The 21,868-nt window shown below is 34.4% G+C and carries 24 protein-coding genes; 21 read left to right on the top strand and 3 right to left on the bottom strand.

The features are described from left to right. Positions 1 to 15: 15 nt before the first annotated feature. The gene (locus tag M1D66_RS18750) at positions 16 to 618 is read right to left on the bottom strand and encodes an HD domain-containing protein (protein WP_000400766.1); all 603 of its coding nucleotides are present in this window, start codon (positions 616 to 618) and stop codon (positions 16 to 18) included. Positions 619 to 790: 172 nt separating this feature from the next. On the opposite strand from M1D66_RS18750, the gene M1D66_RS18745 reads away from it, so the two are divergent. The 7 genes from M1D66_RS18745 (at position 791) to M1D66_RS18715 (ending at position 8,957) form a co-directional block, all read left to right on the top strand. Next, complete coding sequence (locus M1D66_RS18745; protein WP_000504191.1) at positions 791 to 1,624, top strand: flagellar motor protein MotP; 834 nt, start codon at positions 791 to 793, stop codon at positions 1,622 to 1,624. A 19-nt stretch (positions 1,625 to 1,643) separates the two neighbouring features. Then, positions 1,644 to 2,321 carry an OmpA family protein gene (locus tag M1D66_RS18740; protein ID WP_000033627.1) on the top strand — a complete coding sequence of 226 codons (678 nt, stop codon included), beginning with the start codon at positions 1,644 to 1,646 and terminating at the stop codon, positions 2,319 to 2,321. Positions 2,322 to 2,471: 150 nt separating this feature from the next. Then, positions 2,472 to 2,840 carry a response regulator gene (locus M1D66_RS18735; protein ID WP_000940565.1) on the top strand — a complete coding sequence of 123 codons (369 nt, stop codon included), beginning with the start codon at positions 2,472 to 2,474 and terminating at the stop codon, positions 2,838 to 2,840. 129 nt (positions 2,841 to 2,969) lie between these two features. After that, complete coding sequence (locus tag M1D66_RS18730) at positions 2,970 to 4,988, top strand: chemotaxis protein CheA (RefSeq protein WP_001192608.1); 2,019 nt, start codon at positions 2,970 to 2,972, stop codon at positions 4,986 to 4,988. A gap of 169 nt (positions 4,989 to 5,157) precedes the next feature. Next, positions 5,158 to 6,798 (top strand): flagellar motor switch protein, encoded by a 1,641-nt coding sequence (locus M1D66_RS18725; RefSeq protein WP_001115002.1) that lies wholly within the window; start codon positions 5,158 to 5,160, stop codon positions 6,796 to 6,798. Positions 6,799 to 6,827: 29 nt separating this feature from the next. Next, positions 6,828 to 8,213, top strand: coding sequence for a transglycosylase (locus tag M1D66_RS18720; protein ID WP_242554692.1), 1,386 nt, complete (start codon positions 6,828 to 6,830; stop codon positions 8,211 to 8,213). Between the two features lie 27 nt (positions 8,214 to 8,240). Continuing rightward, on the top strand, positions 8,241 to 8,957 hold the full coding sequence (locus tag M1D66_RS18715) for a hypothetical protein (RefSeq protein ID WP_000403951.1): 717 nt from the start codon (positions 8,241 to 8,243) through the stop codon (positions 8,955 to 8,957). Between the two features lie 31 nt (positions 8,958 to 8,988). Here M1D66_RS18715 and cheR read toward each other — a convergent pair whose 3' ends face one another. Together cheR and M1D66_RS18705 are read right to left on the bottom strand one after the other, a co-directional pair. After that, a complete protein-coding gene (gene cheR / locus M1D66_RS18710; RefSeq protein WP_000582879.1) occupies positions 8,989 to 9,771 on the bottom strand; it encodes a protein-glutamate O-methyltransferase CheR in 783 nt (260 codons plus the stop codon). A 39-nt stretch (positions 9,772 to 9,810) separates the two neighbouring features. Beyond that, a complete protein-coding gene (locus tag M1D66_RS18705; protein ID WP_001020110.1) occupies positions 9,811 to 10,308 on the bottom strand; it encodes a flagellar motor switch protein FliG in 498 nt (165 codons plus the stop codon). A gap of 143 nt (positions 10,309 to 10,451) precedes the next feature. Between M1D66_RS18705 and M1D66_RS18700 the strand changes: the two genes are divergently transcribed. From M1D66_RS18700 to M1D66_RS18635, 14 genes are all read left to right on the top strand, one after another. Beyond that, positions 10,452 to 10,916 (top strand): YaaR family protein, encoded by a 465-nt coding sequence (locus tag M1D66_RS18700; RefSeq protein ID WP_000946323.1) that lies wholly within the window; start codon positions 10,452 to 10,454, stop codon positions 10,914 to 10,916. Between the two features lie 15 nt (positions 10,917 to 10,931). Next, positions 10,932 to 11,384: a hypothetical protein gene (locus M1D66_RS18695; RefSeq protein ID WP_000275879.1), complete on the top strand. Its 453-nt coding sequence runs from the start codon at positions 10,932 to 10,934 to the stop codon at positions 11,382 to 11,384. Positions 11,385 to 11,401: 17 nt separating this feature from the next. Beyond that, positions 11,402 to 12,700, top strand: a complete 1,299-nt coding sequence (gene flgK / locus M1D66_RS18690; RefSeq protein ID WP_001239711.1) for a flagellar hook-associated protein FlgK — start codon at positions 11,402 to 11,404, stop codon at positions 12,698 to 12,700. Between the two features lie 41 nt (positions 12,701 to 12,741). Continuing rightward, positions 12,742 to 13,605 (top strand): flagellar hook-associated protein 3, encoded by an 864-nt coding sequence (locus M1D66_RS18685; protein WP_001266403.1) that lies wholly within the window; start codon positions 12,742 to 12,744, stop codon positions 13,603 to 13,605. A gap of 19 nt (positions 13,606 to 13,624) precedes the next feature. Beyond that, positions 13,625 to 15,007 (top strand): flagellar hook-associated protein 2, encoded by a 1,383-nt coding sequence (locus tag M1D66_RS18680; protein ID WP_000929296.1) that lies wholly within the window; start codon positions 13,625 to 13,627, stop codon positions 15,005 to 15,007. Positions 15,008 to 15,029: 22 nt separating this feature from the next. Beyond that, positions 15,030 to 15,398, top strand: coding sequence for a flagellar export chaperone FliS (locus M1D66_RS18675; RefSeq protein ID WP_001149516.1), 369 nt, complete (start codon positions 15,030 to 15,032; stop codon positions 15,396 to 15,398). Further along, on the top strand, positions 15,388 to 15,660 hold the full coding sequence (locus M1D66_RS18670; RefSeq protein WP_016124342.1) for a hypothetical protein: 273 nt from the start codon (positions 15,388 to 15,390) through the stop codon (positions 15,658 to 15,660). The genes M1D66_RS18675 and M1D66_RS18670 overlap by 11 nt, the downstream gene beginning before the upstream one ends. A 368-nt stretch (positions 15,661 to 16,028) precedes the next feature. After that, positions 16,029 to 16,436: a flagellar basal body rod protein FlgB gene (flgB, locus tag M1D66_RS18665; protein WP_001113108.1), complete on the top strand. Its 408-nt coding sequence runs from the start codon at positions 16,029 to 16,031 to the stop codon at positions 16,434 to 16,436. A 21-nt stretch (positions 16,437 to 16,457) separates the two neighbouring features. Continuing rightward, positions 16,458 to 16,871 carry a flagellar basal body rod protein FlgC gene (gene flgC, locus M1D66_RS18660; RefSeq protein ID WP_000484680.1) on the top strand — a complete coding sequence of 138 codons (414 nt, stop codon included), beginning with the start codon at positions 16,458 to 16,460 and terminating at the stop codon, positions 16,869 to 16,871. Positions 16,872 to 16,887: 16 nt separating this feature from the next. Further along, positions 16,888 to 17,187, top strand: a complete 300-nt coding sequence (gene fliE / locus M1D66_RS18655; protein ID WP_000701670.1) for a flagellar hook-basal body complex protein FliE — start codon at positions 16,888 to 16,890, stop codon at positions 17,185 to 17,187. A gap of 22 nt (positions 17,188 to 17,209) precedes the next feature. After that, positions 17,210 to 18,784, top strand: coding sequence for a flagellar M-ring protein FliF C-terminal domain-containing protein (locus tag M1D66_RS18650; RefSeq protein WP_000413931.1), 1,575 nt, complete (start codon positions 17,210 to 17,212; stop codon positions 18,782 to 18,784). A 13-nt stretch (positions 18,785 to 18,797) separates the two neighbouring features. Further along, positions 18,798 to 19,802, top strand: a complete 1,005-nt coding sequence (gene fliG / locus M1D66_RS18645; RefSeq protein WP_000883356.1) for a flagellar motor switch protein FliG — start codon at positions 18,798 to 18,800, stop codon at positions 19,800 to 19,802. Beyond that, positions 19,789 to 20,478, top strand: coding sequence for a FliH/SctL family protein (locus tag M1D66_RS18640; protein ID WP_000051695.1), 690 nt, complete (start codon positions 19,789 to 19,791; stop codon positions 20,476 to 20,478). The genes fliG and M1D66_RS18640 overlap by 14 nt, the downstream gene beginning before the upstream one ends. After that, positions 20,475 to 21,779 carry a flagellar protein export ATPase FliI gene (locus M1D66_RS18635; RefSeq protein ID WP_000088690.1) on the top strand — a complete coding sequence of 435 codons (1,305 nt, stop codon included), beginning with the start codon at positions 20,475 to 20,477 and terminating at the stop codon, positions 21,777 to 21,779. Before M1D66_RS18640 ends, M1D66_RS18635 begins: the two co-directional genes overlap by 4 nt. Positions 21,780 to 21,868 lie beyond the last annotated feature (89 nt).

The following is a 21,868-nucleotide window of genomic DNA, read 5'->3' as shown; positions in this document are numbered from 1 at the left end:
GAGTGTCTTATTTCATTATTGCTTGCATGCCTCAACATCAATGCCGGCAGCAATTAACTTCTTTTCTCCATCTTGTTCAATAATTTTTTGTAATTTAGATAGGAAAGAATCAAAGTTTGTATGCTTTGCTACTTGGAATGTCATTTTATGTTCAATTGGTAGCCACGTATCAATATCAGCTTCGTTATGCTGAATTTTTACCTCAAGTTTATCGAGTGCATTAGCAACTTTTGCTTCGTACGTTTCTTTCGCTTCAAACTCTATCCATAAGTCATATAATTCCTCACCGAGAGAACCTGTTAATGTTTGTTTAATATTTAAAATAGCTTCTAGTTCATTTTTTTGTTTTTGTAGCTGTAATTCATGACTATTCATTGTATCAAATGCAGGGATATCACCAGCTTCGGCTTCGACTAGGTCGTGAATAATAACCATTTTAAGTAATTTCTCAATATTTACTTTTTGATCCAAATAAGGTTCAACTAAAATGGCCATTAGAGACATACGCCATGTATGTTCGGCAACACTTTCTTGACGTCCGTTGGAAAGCCAGCTATGTCGCATTTCATATTTTAGTTTTTCTGCTAATGCAATGACTTGTAAAATGTTGTGTTCCATCGTGATCCTCCTCATTTATTCATACCATAATTCTAATATAGAAATGAAATGTGTCAATTTCATGAGTATATTGCGATAAACAGATGATAAGCGTATAATACATGTTATATGTGAAAACGTATTATTAAAATAAAAAAATGTTATATAAAAATGGAAAGGAAAGGGCAGAAATATGGGAGAGAAAAATCAAGTATTAGCTAGACCACAAAGAAGAAAAAGGAAGTTTGATATTTCTAGCCCAGTGGGCATTATAGTAGGTTTCATTATAGTGATAGCGGCAATTATGCTTGGCGGCGGTGGAATAAAAGCTTTCAAAAACTTTTTAGATGTTTCATCTATTTTAATTGTCATAGGGGGAACAACAGCGACAATTGTTGTGGCATATCGATTTGGAGAAATAAAAAAATATACGAAAAGCATTTTTACTGTTTTACATAGAAGAGAAGAAGATTTAGAACAGTTAACGGATTTGTTTGTCGATTTTTCGAAAAAGTCTAAAAAGCACGGCTTGCTTTCTTTAGAGGTAGATGGAGAGCAAGTGGATAATCCTTTTATTCAAAAAGGAATTCGATTAATGTTAAGCGGTTACGATGAAGATGAATTAAAAGAAGTGTTATTGAAAGATATTGAAACGGAAGTGTATGAGTTAAGAAAAGGAGCAGCATTATTAGATAAAATTGGTGATTTTGCTCCAGCTTGGGGCATGATAGGGACTTTAATTGGTCTTATCATTATGCTCCAAAACTTACAAGATACATCGCAAATTGGTACAGGGATGGCAGTTGCGATGTTAACGACATTATATGGGTCTGTACTTGCGAATATGATTGCAATCCCTCTTGCGGAAAAAGTATATCGTGGTATTGAAGATTTATATACAGAGAAGAAGTTTGTAATAGAAGCAATTTCAGAATTGTATCGTGGACAAATCCCTTCTAAATTAAAGTTGAAACTGGATACATACGTATACGAAACAAAGGTAAAAAAGGTAAAAGGAGCAGCCTAATATTTCAAGGAGTGGTATGATGAGTAAAGGACCGCAAAAGGGATCGCCTCGTTGGATGACGACTTTTACAGATTTAACGATGTTATTATTAACTTTCTTTGTATTACTAGTTGCTACATCAAAGCAAGATGCAGTAAAATTGTCAAAGATGCTTGAAAAGTTTAGTGATACGGGGCAAGTAGATGCAAAAGTAATGGAAAATACAATACCAGATATTTCACATGAAAAAAATGATGAAAAAATGATCTCAAAAAAGAGAATGGATGAATTATATAAGAAGTTAAAAGCGTATGTAGATAATAACGGTATTAGTCAAGTGAATGTATATCGGGAGGATACAGGGGTAAGCGTCGTTATAGTAGATAATTTAATATTTGATACAGGCGATGCAAACGTTAAGCCCGAAGCGAAAGGGATAATAAGTCAATTAGTTGGATTTTTTCAATCCGTACCTAACCCAATTGTTGTAGAGGGACATACAGATAGTAGACCTATTCATAACGAGAAATTCCCTTCTAATTGGGAGTTATCTTCAGCACGAGCGGCAAATATGATTCACCATTTAATTGAAGTGTATAATGTGGATGATAAAAGGCTAGCTGCGGTAGGATATGCAGACACAAAGCCAATTGTACCAAATGATTCACCGCAAAACTGGGAAAAAAACCGTCGCGTTGTTATTTATATAAAAGAGTAGTATATTATTATTTTAATAATAAAATAATAAAAATACGAAAATTCTTTTAAAAAAATATTAAATTTTATCATTTTATTTTGTATAATGAGTGAGAATGATAAGGTGAAATATTAAGATATATTTATACATAGAAGGAGAGAATTAAAAAGAATGGCACATAAAATTTTAGTAGTAGACGATGCGATGTTTATGCGAACGATGATTAAAAACTTATTAAAAAGTAATGCTGACTTTGAAGTTATCGGCGAAGCAGAGAATGGGGTAGAAGCGATTCAAAAGTATAAAGAACTTCAACCTGATATTGTAACATTAGATATTACTATGCCAGAAATGGACGGGCTTGAAGCATTAAAAGAAATTATTAAAATTGATTCAAGTGCAAAGGTTGTTATTTGTTCTGCAATGGGACAACAAGGTATGGTATTAGATGCAATTAAGGGCGGGGCAAAAGACTTTATTGTAAAGCCATTCCAAGCCGATCGTGTAATTGAAGCTTTAACAAAAGTAGCAAATAGTTAATATAGAAGGGGTGCCACAAGGAATCAAAACAGTGATAGCAGATCGACGTGTGGCCCCCTTTTTTCTCATTGTAAAACACTAAATTGTTATACATAAATGAAATGTTTGTTAGACAGGTAGGGGATAAAAATGCAAACAGATCTATTAAATATATTTTTCGAAGAGTCAGAAGAACATTTACAGTCGCTAAATGAAAATGTGCTAGTGTTAGAGCAAAATCCTGCTGATATGGATGTTGTGGGAGAAATATTCCGCTCCGCTCATACATTCAAAGGTATGTCTGCGAGTATGGAATTTACGGAGATGGCTGATTTAACGCATAAGATGGAAAATGTGTTAGATGAAATTCGTCATGGAAATATAGTTGTAAATGCGGATATTATTGATGTGATTTTTGAGTGCATTGATAATTTGGAGAAGATGGTTGCAGATGTGCAACAAGGTGGAATGGGCAATATTGATGTAGCCTCAACTAAACAGAAATTAGAAGCGTTATTGAACGGCAATGTAGAAACTCCTACGGAACATATAGAGCAAAATCATATAGACAACGATGATGCAGTTTCGCATGAAGTGCATATAACAGTTGAACAGCAAGCGATTTTAAAAGCAGTACGTGCCATTATGTGTATTGAAGCATTGCAAAATGTAGGGAATATACAAAAAACAGCTCCGAGTATTGAAGAAATTGAAGCAGATGCTTTCGGATTTGAATTTACAGTATTTATGGATACGGATTGTAGTATAGAAGAATTGAAACAAGTAGTACTTCATGTTTCTGAAATTGAGAAAGTGGAAGTAAAGCAAGGAGAACCTATATCGAAGGAAGTAGCTTCTAAAAAAGTCGTTACACAAGAAGTTGTGCAAGTAGAAGAAAAGCTACAACCAGCTGTGGCTACGCAGGTAGAATCACCAATAGAGGCAACGAATCAACCTTCAAGTGCTATGCCAGCTAAAAGTACTACAAAAACGAAAAATGCTAAAGTGGAGAATCGTTCAATTCGTGTTCAATTAGAGAAAATCGAAAGATTAATGAATATGTTTGAAGAAAGTGTAATTGAACGTGGGCGCATTGATGAATTGGCTCAAACGATTCAAAACAAGGAGCTAATTGAACATTTAAATCGATTAGGCGATATTTCAAAAGATATTCAAAATGTACTATTAAATATGCGTATGGTGCCGATTGAAACTGTGTTCAATCGTTTCCCGCGTATGGTACGTATGTTAGCGAAAGATTTAGGGAAAAAAATCGATTTACAAATTACAGGTGAAGATACTGAAGTAGATAAAATTGTTATTGATGAAATCGGTGATCCGCTCGTTCATTTAATTCGAAATGCAATCGATCACGGTGTTGAAACTGTTGAAAAACGACGTGATGCAGGTAAAAATGAGACAGGTACGATTAAATTAGAAGCCTTTCATAGTGGAAATCATGTCGTTATTCAAATTACGGATGATGGAAACGGTATTAATAAAGGGAAAGTATTAGAAAAAGCGATTAAAAATGGCGTTGTAACTGAAGCAGATGCGAATAGATTAACAGATCGTGAAGTGTTTGATCTTATTTTCCAACCAGGATTTAGTACAGCTGAAGTTGTATCAGATCTTTCTGGGCGCGGTGTCGGATTAGATGTTGTAAAACATACGATTCATAGTTTAGGTGGACATTTAATTATTGATTCTGAGGAAGGAAAGGGAAGTACATTTAGAATTGAACTTCCATTAACGTTGTCTATTATTCAATCTATGCTTGTTCAAACGAATGATAAGCGTTATGCTTTACCTCTTGGAAATATCGTTGAAGCAATTCGAATTAAGAGAGAAGACATCCAATCCTTACAAGGGAAAGATGTGTTAAATTATCGTAATCAAATTATTGAAGTGAAACATTTAAGTACTGTATTTGGTGAAAAAACAGTAGATGAGGCGTTTGCGTCATATGATGGTCAAATGGTTCCTGTGTTAATTGTTCGTAATACACATCGCAGCTATGGACTTATTGTAAACACAATTATCGGTCAAAGAGAAATAGTCTTAAAGTCATTAGGTGACTTCTTTGCAGAGAGTTCTAACTATTTCTCTGGTGCGACGATTCTCGGTGATGGACGAGTGGTCCTCATTTTAAACCCAGAAGGTTTATAATAGGAATGAAGGAAAGCTCCCCACTTGTATACAATTGGGGAGCTTTTTGGCTAATTGCTACGAATCTAATAATGGGATACATAGTAACGTTTTATACTAATGAGTTTGCTAAAATAAAATAAGAGTTTATATTATTTGATAGAAAAACAGAAATGAGGAGGCAGGGAAAATGCCTGAGCAACACACAAAAGGGGATACGAGCACGATTGTGCTAGAAAAAGAAAATGAGCATTTAACGCCTCAAGAATGCGATATTCTTGGCGAAATTGCAAATATATCATTTGGTTCAGCTTCGACTGTATTATCAACAATTTTAAATAGGCAAGTAAGCATTACTGCTCCTCGCATAGAGTTGGTAGATTTATATGATTCAAGAGATGTCGAAGTTCCACATGTTGTATTAAACATTCATTTTACAAAAGGATTAGATATGGAAAACCTTCTTGTCCTTAAGCAAGATGTTGCATTATCCATTGCTGATTTAATGATGATGGGAACAGGTGAAGTGGAGGACGGAAAAGAACTTGGCGAATTAGAGCTAAGTGCTGTACAAGAAGCGATGAATCAAATGATGGGATTCGCAGCTACATCTATGTCGGAATTCTTCCAAGATACAGTAGATATGTCTCCGCCGACGATTAAAGTTGTAAAGTTATCAGAAGAAATGGAGAAAATCTCTGAAATTGATGGGAATCATACGATTGTTAAAGTGTCGTTTGATTTAAAGATAGATAATCTTGTAAACTCTAAACTTGTACAAATTGTTTCAGTTGATCATGCGAAACAAATGGTAAATAAATTAATGCAATTATCTGGTGAAGTAGAAGAAACAGTCGAACCAGCAGAAGTAGTGGAAACTGAGATTGTAGAAGAACAAGTTGAAAAAGAGCATTTAACACAAGAAGAGAAAGATGTACTTGGTGAAATTGCAAATATTTCAATTGGTTCCGCTTCAACAGTATTGTCAACGCTTTTAAATCAGCCAGTTACAATTAGTACACCAAATGTGGAAGCAATCAATGTTCGTCATTATGATGGAGTACCAGTGCCATTTGTTATTTTAAATGTTGACTTTGTTGAAGGGCTAAAGAATGAGAATGTATTCGTATTTACGAAAGATGTCGCCTTAACAATGGTAGATTTAATGATGATGGGAACAGGGGAAGTTGATCCGGAAAAAGAGCTTACTGAATTAGAACTGAGCGGTATTAAAGAAATTATGAACCAAATGATGGGTCACGCTGCTACGGCGATGTCAGAAATGTTTCAAGAAAAAATGGACATGACGCCGCCAAATGTTAAATTTGTAACGTTAAAAGAAGAAATGGAGTATTTGGGAGAGTCAATGGAAGTGGACGAACTCGTTCAAATTACGTTCAATCTTGAAATTGGTGATCTGCTTCAATCGAAAATGTATCAAATTTTGCCAATTTCTGAAGCGAAAGAAATGGTAAGGCGACTTCTGTATCCAATGGTGGAAGAAGAAGAGATTGCCACAGAAGAAATTGAAGAAGAAAAAATTGTAGAACCAGTTGTGCAACCTATTGAATTTAAAGAAGTAAAACAAATGGAACCAGTATATATGGACACGTCCATTCTACAAAATGTAGAAATGAACGTGAAATTTGTATTTGGAAGTACAGTGAAAACGATTCAAGATATATTAAGTTTACAAGAAAATGAAGCAGTTGTACTAGATGAGGATATTGATGAACCAATTCGTATTTATGTAAATGATGTATTAGTGGCGTATGGTGAACTTGTAAATGTAGATGGATTTTTCGGAGTAAAAGTGACGAAATCACTATAAGGCATTGAAATAGGAGTTTGAACTAGTAGATGAAAAACGTAAAGTTTTTTCTAATGAGTTGGCTATGCATACATGTGTGCTTGTTCTTCCCCTTGCAAAGTCAGGCTGAGGAACAAATTGAGTCAGATCAAAAAATAAATGAAGTGAATGTACAAGAAGAAAATAAGGAATCTCAAAAATCTTCAGAGCAAGTGGAAACGAAACAAGATGAAGAGAAACAAAAAGAAGAGAAACAAAAAGAAGCAGAACAACAAGAAGTAGCAAATAAACAATTGAGTGAAAGAAAGATAGAAACAGAACAGGGAATTATTACAGTAAATAAGCTGGAGCTTAAAGTTGGCGAAGAGGTGCGAATTGCTGTAGAACCAAATGGGAAAAACATTCAAAGTATGAAAGGTATATTACAGTTACAAAAAAATGGGGAGCAATATGCGCAAGAAAGAATGTTATCTTTTGAGTATGATGAAGAAACGAAGAGCTGGGTTGCTAACTATAAAGTAGGGGATTTTGATTTGCAAGGTGATTGGAATCTTCAGCTCGTTCAAAGTTACAAAGAGAATGAGAAAGAAGAGCTCATAAAAAATGAAGTGAAAGTCCCGCTCATTCGTATTAAAAATGAAACGCCAACTATAGATAAAGAATTGCCAAAGTTACAGAAAGTTACTATTGATGAAGTAAAAGAGAACTTAGTTGAACGAAAACAGGGAGATTCTATACATATACGAGTAAAAGCGTCAGATATAGAATCGGTTGTAAAAGAAGTGCGCGTTACATTAAAAGGGAAAGAAAATAAAGAGCTTTCGTTTTTATTAGACTACAACAAGCATGATATGGATTGGCAAAAAGTATTTGAAATAACAGAAGCATTGCCGGCTGGGCCATACGAATTGCTTGTAGAGATAATAGATGCAGCAGGTAATAAACTTGTTGAGGAAAGTGAATATACCATTTCTGTTTTGGCGCCAAAAAATGAAGATGATAAAAAGATAGAAGAGAAAGAAGATAAATTAGATAATAAACTAGAAAATGAATTAGAAAATAAGAAAGAAAATGAGAAGCAAGAAGATTCCAAAGTCAAAAATCCGGTTCCAGAAGAAAATTTGCCAGTTGTTCAAATTCCGAAGCGAGATGAGAACGTAAATAAGTTTATAAAAGAACCGTTGAAAGAGAAAGAGGAATTTACTTACGTTATAAAAGAGCCGTTCGAAGACAACAAGGAAGTACATAAGGCGAAGGACCAAAAAGAGAAAAATAACAAACAAGTTGCCTCTAAAAAGAAAGAACAAAAAGAAGAACCGAAAGACAAGAAAGAAGAAAAAGGTGAACAGGGAGTGCAAGCTTCTGATGTGTTTACTATCATGTCAGGTTTATTCGTACTGTTTTTAGTTTTAAAGAGTAATAAAGAATGGGGCTAATTATTTCATAGTAGTGGAGGCGCTTAAATGGAGATTAAACGTACGACAATTGAAGATAAGGCGTTACAACCATTAAAACAGCCTGCAGCTATTTCGGAGCATGAAATCCAGAAAGAACGAAAGCGTAGCAATTTAGTGTTTACTGGACAGTCTAAAATTATTTCGAAAAATAATGAAATAGGTATTTTACTTGCAAGTTTAAGTGATGGAAAGATTATGAAGGAAATGCTTTCTAAAGAGATGGATACAGTGTTACAACTTTTTAAAAAGTTACATACGTTATCTGGAGAAGGTAAGCAAACAGAAAAAATATTTGAACAAGTAATTAGAAGCCTACAAGGGCTTGTTAAGCAGGCGCATATAAAAGAACTTCCTTTGTTAGATGGAACATATGATTTCGCTGAAGTACAACTATCATTTGGTAGAAAAGTACATATTCCGTTACTAGATGTGAGTGCACTTATCTCTAGAGTGGAAAGTGATTCTTCAGAAGGAAATATAAATTTGATGGTAACGGTTATTACTGCTTATATAACGAAATTGTCTAACGAAACAATTTTAATTAGTGTTACAGACCGCATTGCTAAAGATCGGGATGTAAGTGTATGGAGAGCGCTTGCGGAAATGAACATGACACAATTATCACAGGCATTGAAACAAACGATGCAAGAACATAAATGGTCTATGACGCTTCTTTTTCTCTTTGTATGGATTGTCGGTATTATTTTAATTCGAGTTATGTAAAAAGGTCGTCACTCCATTGTGACGACCTCTTTTATATTTTTTCGTAGAAGAATGTATCAAATCGCTGAAGATTGTAACGCTCGGGTGTTAAAATTTGTTCCGTACTACCAACAAATAGTACACCGCCTTTTCGTAAAGAACGACTAAATTTTTCGTAAAGTTTTACTCTTGCTTCTTCTGTGAAATATATCATTACATTGCGACAAATAATCAAATCATAATTTGTATCGAATGACTGCATTAAAAGGTCATGTTGTTTAAACGAGACGTTTTGTTTAATGTTTTGATGCAATGAATATAGATCATTCTCTTTTGTGAAATGACGTTCTTTCAAATCAGTAGGTAATTCCTTTAAAGAACGTTCTGTATATTGACCGCGTTTTGCGGTTTCTAAAATATGAAAATCAAGATCTGTTGCTTGAATTTCAAAACGAAATGGAGCAAGATGCTTCGATAAAATTAAAGAGAGTGTATACGGTTCTTCACCAGCAGCGCAAGCGGCACTCCATACCTTTAATTTTCCGCTATTTTGTTCGAGTAATTTTGGTAGTGCTTTCGACTCTAAAGTTTGCCATCGTTCTTTATTTCTAAAAAACTCTGAAACGTTAATTGTAATATAGTCAATAAAATTTAAAAATAAATTTTGATCAGCGCGTAATTTGTTTAAAAAATTAGTGTAGTTTTCGAAGCCTTTTCTCGAAATGAAAGCATCGATTCTACGGCGCATTCTATCTTGTTTATATGAAGCGATGTCCATATTGAATTGTTGTTTAAAACTCGCGATAAAATGATCATAATCTTGTTCAATTATCATATTTACAATGGGCACAATAATGATATTGTGCCTCCCCCTTTACATCATACGAATTTTTTGTTCAAAGCTTTTTTTCATTTGCTTTTCATGTAATCCTGGTAAATCATAAATGACAGCATCAATACCTGCTTCTTTTGCAACATCGACAGGGATGACAGATGTATGTTTGTCCCCATTATAAAAACAGAGAACTAAATCAGTGTCTTCAATAATTTGTTTAACAAAAAACATATAATCTGATCGGTAAATGGAGTCAGAAGGATGATCAAAAGCAACATATTCGGCTCCGTGTTTTTTTAAGTAATCAACGACTTCTTGGAATTCATCTGTAATTGCTTGCAATGGTTGCAGCGTGTAAAGGCATAAATTTTGAGCGAGTCTTTCATTCTCAACGAAAAAACGAAGAACCTCATTTTCAATAGATTTATAACATAATATGTAAATTTTATGTTTGTGAGCATAGTCAGTTAAAAATTTTTTAATTTCTTCTTGATCTAATGCTGTTAATTGATTTGAACCACAAAGGAAAATATTCATAGAATTGTGCCACCTCATGCTAAATTGTAACATATCTTTTATAAAAAATAACTGCAAAATATTACTGTTCAGAGTATAATTATAAATAACTGGATTTTACGATTAAGTTTAGGAAGAAATAAAAAAATAAATAGGTGATATATATGCTACGTTCTATCTCGCATAATCCAATTTTATCGCATATACCGCCTGCTACTCAAATGCCGAAAGAAGCAAATGTCAGAACAGGACTTGCATTTTCGGATAATTTGCATGCAGATCCGAAAAAAGATAAATTACTAGAACAAATGGAAGCGTTTGTCGATAATATTGGAGAAATTAAAGAGAAAATTGAAATGGAATTAACGCTTGATAATGTAATGGAATACAAAAATACAGTAAAATCATTTTTGAATTTCTACGTTGATAATGTATTGCAGTATAAAGATGTCATGTCTCGTCACCCACGTTACGGATATTCACAGAAAATGACGATTGTGAAACAGGCAGAAATGGGATTGAATGAATTAGAAGATGTTATGAATTTAATTAACACGAAAACAGGACATTTAGAAATGTTAAATCAAATTGGAGAAATCCATGGCTTAATTGTAAATTTAGTCTTGTAAAAGGAAGGAAGCTATATGTACATACAATTATATGAAAAGCTTGTTATTATACAAAAAGCGTATGAAAATATTCAAGCGCTTGGAGAGCAAATATATGAGAATTTAAAAAATAAAAATGTAAATGCAGTTCAAAAGTTACAAGTAGAGCAATTGCAGTACATTGATGGTTTAAAAGGGTTATCAAGCTCATTTGAAGAAATGGTTGTTCAGTTCTGTAAAGAACAAGGAGTTGAATCGTTTCGTGTAAGTGCGTTATTTTCGTATTTTTCTCAAGAAGAAATTGAAAAAATGAAAGAATTACAAAAAAACGTAACTGAATTAGAAGAGAATGTAAAAATGATTCTTTTGAAAAATCAATATTACTTAAACGTACTATTAAAAACTACAGAAAGTATTGTGGATTCTGTTTCTGAATATAATTTAGAGCGAAACAATAATTCGCAAATCTTTATGAACGAACTATTGTAAAGGAGAAGTGAAGCTTTATGAGATTATCTGATTATAATACACCGCTATCGGGCATGTTAGCGGCTCAAATGGGGTTACAAACAACGAAACAAAACTTGTCTAACATTCATACACCGGGTTATGTGCGTCAAATGGTGAATTACGGATCTGTTGGAGCAAGCAATGGTCATACGCCAGAACAGAGAATTGGTTACGGTGTACAAACGCTAGGTGTTGACCGTATTACTGATGAGGTAAAGACGAAGCAGTTTAATGATCAATTATCTCAACTCTCTTACTATAACTACATGAATTCGACTTTATCACGTGTAGAGTCTATGGTTGGAACGACAGGAAAGAATTCATTATCTAGTTTAATGGACGGTTTCTTTAATGCCTTTCGTGAAGTGGCAAAAAATCCAGAACAACCAAACTACTACGATACATTAATTTCTGAAACTGGGAAGTTCACAAGTCAAGTGAATCGTCTTGCGAAAAACTTAGATACAGTGGAAGCACAGACAGCAGAAGATATTGAGGCGCATGTTAATGAATTTAATCGTCTTGCTGCTAGTTTAGCAGAAGCGAATCATAAAATTGGACAAGCAGGTACACAAGTGCCGAATCAACTTTTAGACGAAAGAGATCGCATCGTTACAGAGATGTCTAAGTATGCAAACATCGAAGTATCTTATGAATCTATGAATCCTAATATCGCGAGTGTTAGAATGAATGGTATTTTAACAGTAAATGGACAAGATACATATCCACTTCAATTAAATAAAGAAAAAGACCCAATGTCAGTTGAGATTTACGGTTCAGAAATCTCTGTAACTAGCGGGGCGATAAAATCAGCGATTGATACGAAAGCGAAGATTGTTGATTATAAAAAAAATCTCGAAGACTTAATGAGTTCGATGAAAAATCAAGTGAATACAGTGATGGGAAAAGATTTCTTCGTTGGAGATTATGCGAAAGAGATGAAGTTAAATCCAGAATTCCAAAAAGATGTTTCGAAAATGAAAATGTCTGCTGAAACAGCAAATAAACTAGCAGCAGTTACAGATGACGATTATAAAGAAGGTCTTTCTTATAAACAAGCATTAGACCAATTTATAGTTCGTGTCGCATCTGATAAAAGTGCAGTAAATGGTTATCAAAAAATTCATGGCGACTTACTAGAAGGTATTCAACAAGAAAAAATGAGCGTTGAAGGTGTAAATATGGAAGAGGAAATGGTAAATTTAATGGCCTTCCAAAAATATTTCGTCGCAAACTCTAAAGCTATTACTACGATGAATGAAGTGTTTGATAGTCTATTTTCGATTATTCGATAAGTGATAATAATTGATTGGAAATATATAAGGAGGAGATAGAAATGAGAGTATCTACATTTCAAAATGCAAACTGGGCAAAGAATCAGTTAATGGATTTGAATGTGCAACAACAATACCATAGAAACCAAGTAACTTCAGGGAAGAAAAATCTTCTTATGAGTGAAGATCCACTTGCAGCGAGTAAATCATTTGCGATTCAACATTCATTGGCGAATATTGAACAAATGCAAAAAGATTTAGCTGACTCAAAAAATGTATTAACACAAACTGAGAATACTTTACAAGGTATTTTTAAATCTTTAACGAGAGCAGATCAATTAACGGTACAAGCATTAAATGAGCCAAATGGTGAAAAAGAATTGAAAGCCATCGGTGCAGAGATTGATCAAATTTTAAAACAAGTTGTATATTTAGCGAATACGAAAGAGCAAGGTCGTTATATTTTCGGTGGTGATAGTGCAGAAAAGTCACCATTTACAGAAGATGGTACGTACCAGGGCGGAAAAAATGATGTGAACTGGCAATTAAATGATGGTTATGAATTAAAGGCATTTCGTAACGGAGAAGCATTATTATCACCGGTTATAAAAACGTTAAAACAGATGAGCGAAGCGATGCAAAAAGGTGACCAAAAAGCGTTACAACCGTTATTAGGAGAAAACAAGAAAAACTTAGATGGCATCATTAACCGTACGACTGAAGTTGGTTCAACAATGAACACAATGGAGACGTTTAAAACAATTTTAAGTGAGCAAAATTTAGCGCTTCAAGAAAACCGTAAAGAAATTGAGGATGTTGATTTAGCGGTCGCAATTTCTGACTTGGCATATATAAATGCAACGTATGAAGCGACGCTTAAAGCGGTTAGTACGATGAGTAAAACGAGTATTTTAGACTACATGTAATCTATAAGGAGTGAGAAAAATGGCAGGAACAACGATGACAGGTATTGGTGGTAGACAACAAATTTGGAACCTCGGAAATAATATGATCGATACTTCTAACTTCGTCGAATTAGAAATGAATGCTTTAGATATGAGGAAAACACCATATACGAAAGAAAAGAATGACCTTACAAATGATAAACTACTATATACAAGTTTAAAATCAGAATTTAGTTCTTTTACACAAACTTTTAAAAACTTAGCGGCTTTTAAAGGAAATGAGAAAAAAGTAACGACAACACAAGACGGTTATATTAATGTAAAAGCTGATGGTGGTGCGATTGCAGGAACTTTTAATATGACGATTACACAGCTTGCACAGCGTCATCAAATAGCTTCAAATGAAATTAAAGATATAAATGCAAAGCTTCCTAAAGATGAAACATTAAAACTAGGTGGTAAAGAACTAAAAGTAACAACTGATATGACATATAAAGATTTAATTAATAAGATTAATGATGGAGATTATGGCGTATCGGCTTATACACTTGGAAATAAAATTTTTATGACCTCGAAAAAAGAGGGAACAGATGGACAGATTAAGTTTGAGGCGAACACATCTACACTATTTCAAGATATGGGTTTAGCTAAGGCGGATGGCACAGCGCTCAATACAATCAATGAAGCACAAAATGCTATGTATACTATTAATGGTATCAAAGGGGAAGGTTCTACTAATACAATTGAAGCTCTTCCTGGTGTGAAAATTGAGTTGTTAAAGGTAACTGAGCCGAAAGTAGAAGGAGCGCCAGATGCTGGTACAACAACAGATCCAAAAGCAAAAGGTATAGATCTGAAATTTACAGTAAGTGATTCAAACGTAACAGATGCATCGAATGTTATTAAAAAAATGGTAGCTGATTATAATAAAGCTGTTTCTACAGTAGATATCTTTGCTGGAAAAGGTGGAGCTTTCCAAGGTCAAGCTATTATGCAAAGTGTACGTCAGGCAATGAACAATGTCGTAACATTTTCTCAAGATGGTAATTATTTATTCACATTTGGTATTCAATTAAAGCAAGATGGAACGATGGAAGTTGATGACGAAAAGTTAACGAAAGCATTAAAAGAGAAGCCAGATGCAGCGAAGCAATTTTTCTTTAGTTCTAACGGTTTAGGAAAAATGATGGAAGAACCGCTTGACAAACTATTTGGTGATAAAGGTGTAGTCGGCGAGAGAGTTAAAAACATTGACTCACGTGTAAGTGATTTAGATAAAAAGATTAAAGATATTGAGACGCAAAACTTGCAAAAACAAGATGAAATTGTGAAGAAGTATCAAAAGCTAGAGAGTACATTAGCAGCGCTTGATAGCCAACTAAAAACAATTAAAGCAATGACAAAACAAAAAAGTGATGATTAATGAAAGTTGAGGAAGTGATCGTATGCAAGCATGGCAACGTTATATGCAAAATGATATTATGACGAGTAATCCGATTAAAAATACAATTTTTATTTATGAAAGATGTATTGTAGAGTTTCGTAATTTAGAAGAACTTTTACATACTTTTAAACTACAAGAAGGGGACGCACTTCTTGAAAAATTAGAACGTATTTTTGAAGAGCTAAAGCTTCAATTAAATCCTGAAATTACGAAAGATTTATATGATAGTCTCTATGGTTTATATGATTGGATTAGCATTCAAATTCAAACGATGAAAGTAACGCGTGAAGCGAAAGATATTGATGCAATTGTGAAAGTGTTACAAGATTTAATAGACGGTTACCGCGGAGCACTTGAAAATGAACAATGATATTTATCGGACGTTTGTCAGCTGTTTTAATGAAATCGGTGAATTGCAAGTGTCAGACAGAGAGTTTGCTGAAAAGAGTGAGATGTTAAATCGCTGGATGATGACATTGGATGAAGAAACGCGTGCGCAAGTTGCAGCAGAAGTAAGCCCGTTCATTATTAAGGCAGCTCAGCATATTCGGGATAGGCAAAAGATTTTGGAAGAAATGATTATGACAAATGATGGGCGAATGAAGGCTAATTCATTTTACGGTAAATATTAATAATAACGTTTGGAAACAGATTCCCCTTTTAAAAGGGGGTCTATTCCTTCGTTTACATAAAGAACGCCGCTGATTGAGGTTTCATTTTATGACTGTGATGAAAAAATAATAGTAATCTAAATAATAGAAAAATGGACTTTAGTTTGTAGTTTATCTATTGAAATGTTCTATAGATTACTATGTGTATACAGTTTTTTGCATTCTTTTTTATATTTTTGTATTTTTCTAAAGACAACAATGAAAAAATGGAATAAAATATGTAAGGGTACATAATAGTAAATATTTTAATAAACGCATATAAGAAAATAAATAATGAAGTGAAACTTCTATCAGTGGATCATTAGGTTAGAAAAGGAAGGGTGTGGAATATGCCAGATTTAGTGAGTGATGTAAGCCATTATATGAATTATTTAGTGACGAAACGAAATACTGTTTCTAGTAATATTGCAAATGCGAATACACCTGGCTATAAAGCACAAGATGTAACATTTGCTGAGCAGATGAATAAAAGTAGTGCGTTATATAAAAATAATGCGGCTGATTTAAAGAGCAATCCAGATTTATATCAAACGAATGAAATGCACTTACCGACAGTAAATACGAAAAATACATATGCAAAGATTCAAACAAAATCAATGCAAACGAATAAAGACGGAAATAGTGTGGATGTAACGACAGAAATGCTAGATTTAATGAAAGCAAATCAGTTATACGGTATTTCAATTAACGCAATTAATACACAATATGCAATTAACCAAGCGGCACGCGGACGTTAAAAGTAGAAGGAGAGACAACGGATGTTTCAGGCAATTAATGCAAGTGGCTCAGGGCTAACGACAGCGAGAAAGTGGATGGAAGTTACTTCTAACAATATTGTAAATGCAAATACGACGGCGGCTCCGGGGGCAGATTTATATGAGCGTCGTAGTGTGGTGTTAGAATCAAACAATAGTTTTGCAAGTATGTTAGATGGGGCTCCTACTAATGGAGTAAAAATAAAAAGTATTGAAGCAGACAAAACGGAAAATTTAGTGTATGATCCGACGCATCCGCACGCAAATGAAGAAGGATATGTACGTTATCCAAATATTGATGTAACTGCTGAAATGACGAATGTAATGGTTGCTCAAAAAATGTATGAAGCGAATACGAGTGTATTAAATGCGAATAAAAAAATGCTTGATAAAGATTTAGAAATCGGCCGAGGATAAGGGGGAAGATCGTAATATGAAAATTCAACCAATGTTACATACACAACCATTTGGAGCAATTCAGTCAATTGGTGCACCGAAAACTTCTCAAACATCGGTAGCTCCGGAGAAAAAGTTTATTGATTTATTGGAAGATATGAATCAAACGCAAAACAATGCACAAACAGCAGTATATGATTTACTAACTAAAGGGGTAGGAGAAACACATGACGTTTTAATTCAGCAAAAGAAAGCTGAGTCTCAAATGAAAACGGCTGCTCTTGTACGTGATAATCTTATTGAAAATTATAAGTCACTAATTAATATGCAAATTTAGGAAAGTGGACGGGTGTGTTTAAATGGAAAAGATGAAAAATGTTATCCAATCGTTAAAAACGTGGCATAAGTTAGTAATTGGTGCTGCGCTTTTAGCGATTGTAACAGGAGCACTTTTATACTTCACCTTGCCAGATAAATATGTTGTTGTATATCAAAATTTAAATGATGCAGATAAACAAGAGATTACAGCAGAATTATCGAAGTTAGGTGTCGATTACCAATTAGCGGCCGATGGTTCAATTCGTGTGCAAAAGAATGATGCTCCATGGGTTCGAAAAGAAATGAATGGGATGGGCTTACCGTTTAATTCGAAAAGCGGTGAAGAAATTTTATTAGAAAGCTCTCTCGGTTCAAGTGAACAAGATAAAAAAATGAAGCAAATTGTCGGTACGAAGAAGCAATTGGAACAAGATATTGTAAGAAACTTTGCGACAGTTGAAACGGCAAATGTTCAAATTACATTGCCTGAAAAAGAGACAATTTTTGATGAAGAAAAAGCGAAAGGAACAGCGGCGATTACGGTTGGAGTGAAACGTGGACAATTGTTAACGGCTGATCAAGTTGCAGGTATACAGCAAATGATTAGTGCAGCGGTTCCTGGTGTGAAAGCAGAAGAAGTAAGTGTTATTGATAGTAAAAAAGGTGTTATCTCAAAAGGAGCAGATGAAGCACATTCTAGTAGTTCCTCTTCTTATGAGAAAGAAGTAGAGATGCAGCACCAACTTGAAGGTAAATTAAAGCAAGATATTGATGCAACGTTAATGACGATGTTTAAACCGAATGAATATAAAGTGAATACGAAAGTATCTGTAAACTACGATGAAGTTACACGTCAGTCAGAGAAGTATGGTGATAAAGGTGTACTTCGTAGTAAACAAGAGCAAGAAGAAAGCTCTACTGCGCAAGAAGGGGCAGATACGAAGCAAGGTGCTGGTATTACAGCGAACGGTGAAGTGCCAAACTACGGTACGAACAATAATCAAAATGGTAAAGTTGTCTACGATAATAAAAATGGCAACAAAATCGAAAACTATGAAATAGATAAAACAGTTGAAACAATTAAGAAACACCCAGAATTAACGAAAACAAATGTTGTTGTATGGGTAGATAATGATACGTTAGTAAAACGAAGAATTGATATGACTACTTTCAAAGAAGCAATTGGAACAGCGGCAGGACTTCAAGCTGATCCGAACGGTAACTTTATAAATGGTCAAGTTAACGTTGTAACTGTTCAGTTCGATCAGCCGAAAGCTGAAAAAGAGAAAGAGCCAGAAAAAAGTGGTATGAACTGGTGGTTATTCGGTGGAATTACAGCTGGCTTATTAGCAATCGGTGGTCTAGTATGGTTCTTATTAGCAAGACGTAAGAGAAAGAAAGAAGAAGAGGAATATGAAGAATACTTAGCAGAAGATGAAATTGCTGCAAGTAATGAAAGTATCTTGGAAATTCCTGAAGAAAAAATAGTGCCAGAGCCAAAACCTGAACCAGAAGAACCGAAAGAACCAACGTTAGATGAACAAGTGCAGGATGCTACGAAAGAACATGTAGAAGGTACTGCAAAAGTAATTAAAAAATGGTTAAACGGACAGTAAGGGAGGAACAACGATGTTAGATGAAATCTCCTCCAAAGAAAAAGCTGCCATCCTCATTCGTACATTAGACGAAGGGGTGGCAGCAAAAGTCATTGAATATATGACAGCTGAGGAAAAAGAAGTATTACTTCGTGAAATTGCGAAGTTTCGTGTATATAAACCAGAAACGTTAGAGAATGTACTAGGAGAGTTCTTATATGAACTAAATGTAAAAGAATTGAACTTAGTCACTCCAGATAAAGAGTATATTCGTCGTATATTTAAAAACATGCCAGAAGACGAACTGGAAAAATTATTGGAAGACCTTTGGTATAACAAAGATAATCCATTTGAATTCTTAAATTCACTTACAGATTTAGAACCACTTCTTACAGTGCTTAATGATGAGTCACCACAAACAATTGCAATTATCGCTTCTTATATTAAACCGCAACTTGCGTCTCAATTAATTGAGAGATTGCCAGATCATAAGCGAGTAGAAACGGTAATGGGTATTGCGAAACTAGAACAAGTTGATGGTGAATTAATTAATCAAATTGGTGAGTTGTTAAAAACGAAATTAAATAATATGGCATTTAGTGCAATTAATAAAACTGATGGCTTGAAAACAATCGTAAACATTTTAAATAATGTTTCACGAGGTGTTGAAAAAACAGTCTTTCAAAAACTGGATGAAGTCGATTATGAGTTATCTGAGAAAATTAAAGAAAATATGTTTGTCTTTGAAGACTTACTTGGTCTTGAAGATCTTGCGCTTCGCCGTGTATTAGAAGAAATTACAGATAACGGTGTTCTTGCGAAAGCACTTAAAATTGCAAAAGAAGAAATTAAAGAGAAATTATTTACATGTATGTCTTCAAACCGTAAAGAGATGATTCTAGAAGAATTAGATGGCTTAGGACCGCTTAAGATGACGGATGCTGAAAAAGCGCAGCAAACGATCACTGGTACAGTGAAAAAGCTAGAGAAAGAAGGAAGAATTATCGTTCAAAGAGGTGAAGAGGATGTCCTTATTTAAAAACAGAATTCCGAAGAATTCTGTTTCTTTTTCTGAAGAAACGTATGAATTACAATTTCCAAAACCAGCTTCAGTCCAAATAGAAGAGGAAGAATTACAAGCAGATCATGCAGAGCTTCGCGCCCAGCAAGAATCATTACATATGGAAATGAATCAGCTAAGGCAAGAGCAGCAAATGCTAGAACGAGAGCGTCAGCAGTTATTACAAGATAAAGAACAATTTCAAATGCATATTCATGAACAAATGGAACAGATGGAAGCAGCGCGTGTGCAGTTTCAAAAAGAACAACAAGAAATAGCATATGAATGGACAGAGTTATTATGGGATCAATCATTTCATTTAGCAGAAAAAATCGTGAATCAAGCGGTAGATTCACGATTGCTTGATGTGCTACCTATTTTAACTGGCATCGTGCAAACATTGCCAACTTCGTTTGAAAAATTAATCATTACAGTACATCCAGAAACGTTTGAACGTATTCAAGAAGAGAAGGAGAATACGAAAGAATATTGGTTACTACAATTAGTAGAATGGAAATATGATTTCTCCCTGCAGTTTGGTGAATTTGTTCTGGAAGAAGAGAAAGAGTTCTTTGAATTTAAATTTGCACCTATATTTGCGAAACTTCGTCAGAAATGGGAAGAAGAGAAGTTATTTGAGGAGCAAAATGTATGAGCCGCCTGTTAATGAATGAGAACGAAAAATGGAATAAGTTCATTGAAACACCGCTGTATACGAAAGTAGGCAAAGTTCATAGTGTACAAGAACAGTTTTTCGTAGCAAAAGGGCCGAAAGCGAAGATCGGAGATGTTTGCTTCGTTGGAGAACATAACGTCTTATGTGAAGTGATTGCCATTGAAAAAGAAAATAATATGCTACTTCCATTTGAACAGACAGAAAAAGTATGTTATGGAGATTCAGTGACACTAGTTTCAGAAGATGTTGTTGTACCACGTGGTAATCACTTGCTCGGAAAAGTGTTAAGTGCAAATGGTGAAGTGTTAAATGAGGAAGCTGAAAACATTCCATTACAGAAAATAAAACTAGATGCACCGCCTATACATGCATTTGAACGTGAAGAGATTACCGATGTATTTGAAACAGGAATAAAATCAATTGATTCTATGCTAACAATTGGTATCGGTCAAAAGATTGGTATTTTTGCTGGGTCAGGTGTTGGTAAATCAACTTTACTTGGAATGATAGCAAAAAATGCAAAAGCTGATATAAACGTTATTAGTTTAGTAGGAGAACGTGGCCGGGAAGTAAAAGACTTTATTCGAAAAGAGTTAGGCGAGGAAGGGATGCGAAAAAGCGTCGTTGTTGTAGCGACGTCAGATGAAAGTCACCTTATGCAACTTCGTGCAGCGAAACTCGCAACGTCTATTGCTGAATACTTCCGTGATCAAGGCAATAACGTATTACTTATGATGGACTCTGTTACTCGTTTTGCCGATGCACGAAGAAGTGTTGATATTGCTGTTAAAGAGTTACCGATTGGTGGTAAAACACTGTTAATGGAAAGTTATATGAAGAAGTTGTTAGAGCGGTCTGGGAAAACACAAAAGGGATCTATAACAGGTATTTATACGGTACTTGTTGATGGGGATGATTTAAATGGTCCTGTACCAGATTTAGCACGTGGTATTTTAGATGGACATATCGTATTAAAGCGTGAGCTTGCAACGCTTAGTCATTATCCTGCAATTTCAGTATTAGATTCAGTAAGTAGGATTATGGAAGAAATCGTTTCACCACATCATTGGCAACTTGCAAATGAAATGAGAAAGATTTTATCAATTTATAAAGAAAATGAATTGTATTTTAAGTTAGGAACGATTCAAGAAAATGAAGAAAATGCTTATATTTTTGAATGTAAAAATAAAGTAGAAGGCATAAATACATTTTTAAAGCAAGGCCGATCGGATAGTTTCCCATTTGATGATATCGTTGAAGCGATACACCATATAGTATAAGGCCTCTGCCCAAGAGGTCTTATTTTTTTGTTTTTTAATATTTCACAGATTTTTTTGGAAAAAAACTATATAATAGAAAAAGAGAACGT

It is taken from the genome of Bacillus sp. PK6-16 (assembly GCF_056530295.1).
Note: the sequence above shows the minus strand (reverse complement) of the source record. Positions and strands in the feature narration are given on the sequence as shown.

What these genes read in the sequence shown, in the direction of transcription:
- M1D66_RS18750 (WP_000400766.1), bottom strand. Translation starts at nt 618, where the DNA reads ATGGAACACAACATTTTACAAGTCATTGCATTAGCAGAAAAACTAAAA.
- M1D66_RS18745 (WP_000504191.1), top strand. Translation starts at nt 791, where the DNA reads ATGGGAGAGAAAAATCAAGTATTAGCTAGACCACAAAGAAGAAAAAGG.
- M1D66_RS18740 (WP_000033627.1), top strand. Translation starts at nt 1,644, where the DNA reads ATGAGTAAAGGACCGCAAAAGGGATCGCCTCGTTGGATGACGACTTTT.
- M1D66_RS18735 (WP_000940565.1), top strand. Translation starts at nt 2,472, where the DNA reads ATGGCACATAAAATTTTAGTAGTAGACGATGCGATGTTTATGCGAACG.
- M1D66_RS18730 (WP_001192608.1), top strand. Translation starts at nt 2,970, where the DNA reads ATGCAAACAGATCTATTAAATATATTTTTCGAAGAGTCAGAAGAACAT.
- M1D66_RS18725 (WP_001115002.1), top strand. Translation starts at nt 5,158, where the DNA reads ATGCCTGAGCAACACACAAAAGGGGATACGAGCACGATTGTGCTAGAA.
- M1D66_RS18720 (WP_242554692.1), top strand. Translation starts at nt 6,828, where the DNA reads ATGAAAAACGTAAAGTTTTTTCTAATGAGTTGGCTATGCATACATGTG.
- M1D66_RS18715 (WP_000403951.1), top strand. Translation starts at nt 8,241, where the DNA reads ATGGAGATTAAACGTACGACAATTGAAGATAAGGCGTTACAACCATTA.
- cheR (WP_000582879.1), bottom strand. Translation starts at nt 9,771, where the DNA reads ATGATAATTGAACAAGATTATGATCATTTTATCGCGAGTTTTAAACAA.
- M1D66_RS18705 (WP_001020110.1), bottom strand. Translation starts at nt 10,308, where the DNA reads ATGAATATTTTCCTTTGTGGTTCAAATCAATTAACAGCATTAGATCAA.
- M1D66_RS18700 (WP_000946323.1), top strand. Translation starts at nt 10,452, where the DNA reads ATGCTACGTTCTATCTCGCATAATCCAATTTTATCGCATATACCGCCT.
- M1D66_RS18695 (WP_000275879.1), top strand. Translation starts at nt 10,932, where the DNA reads ATGTACATACAATTATATGAAAAGCTTGTTATTATACAAAAAGCGTAT.
- flgK (WP_001239711.1), top strand. Translation starts at nt 11,402, where the DNA reads ATGAGATTATCTGATTATAATACACCGCTATCGGGCATGTTAGCGGCT.
- M1D66_RS18685 (WP_001266403.1), top strand. Translation starts at nt 12,742, where the DNA reads ATGAGAGTATCTACATTTCAAAATGCAAACTGGGCAAAGAATCAGTTA.
- M1D66_RS18680 (WP_000929296.1), top strand. Translation starts at nt 13,625, where the DNA reads ATGGCAGGAACAACGATGACAGGTATTGGTGGTAGACAACAAATTTGG.
- M1D66_RS18675 (WP_001149516.1), top strand. Translation starts at nt 15,030, where the DNA reads ATGCAAGCATGGCAACGTTATATGCAAAATGATATTATGACGAGTAAT.
- M1D66_RS18670 (WP_016124342.1), top strand. Translation starts at nt 15,388, where the DNA reads ATGAACAATGATATTTATCGGACGTTTGTCAGCTGTTTTAATGAAATC.
- flgB (WP_001113108.1), top strand. Translation starts at nt 16,029, where the DNA reads ATGCCAGATTTAGTGAGTGATGTAAGCCATTATATGAATTATTTAGTG.
- flgC (WP_000484680.1), top strand. Translation starts at nt 16,458, where the DNA reads ATGTTTCAGGCAATTAATGCAAGTGGCTCAGGGCTAACGACAGCGAGA.
- fliE (WP_000701670.1), top strand. Translation starts at nt 16,888, where the DNA reads ATGAAAATTCAACCAATGTTACATACACAACCATTTGGAGCAATTCAG.
- M1D66_RS18650 (WP_000413931.1), top strand. Translation starts at nt 17,210, where the DNA reads ATGGAAAAGATGAAAAATGTTATCCAATCGTTAAAAACGTGGCATAAG.
- fliG (WP_000883356.1), top strand. Translation starts at nt 18,798, where the DNA reads ATGTTAGATGAAATCTCCTCCAAAGAAAAAGCTGCCATCCTCATTCGT.
- M1D66_RS18640 (WP_000051695.1), top strand. Translation starts at nt 19,789, where the DNA reads ATGTCCTTATTTAAAAACAGAATTCCGAAGAATTCTGTTTCTTTTTCT.
- M1D66_RS18635 (WP_000088690.1), top strand. Translation starts at nt 20,475, where the DNA reads ATGAGCCGCCTGTTAATGAATGAGAACGAAAAATGGAATAAGTTCATT.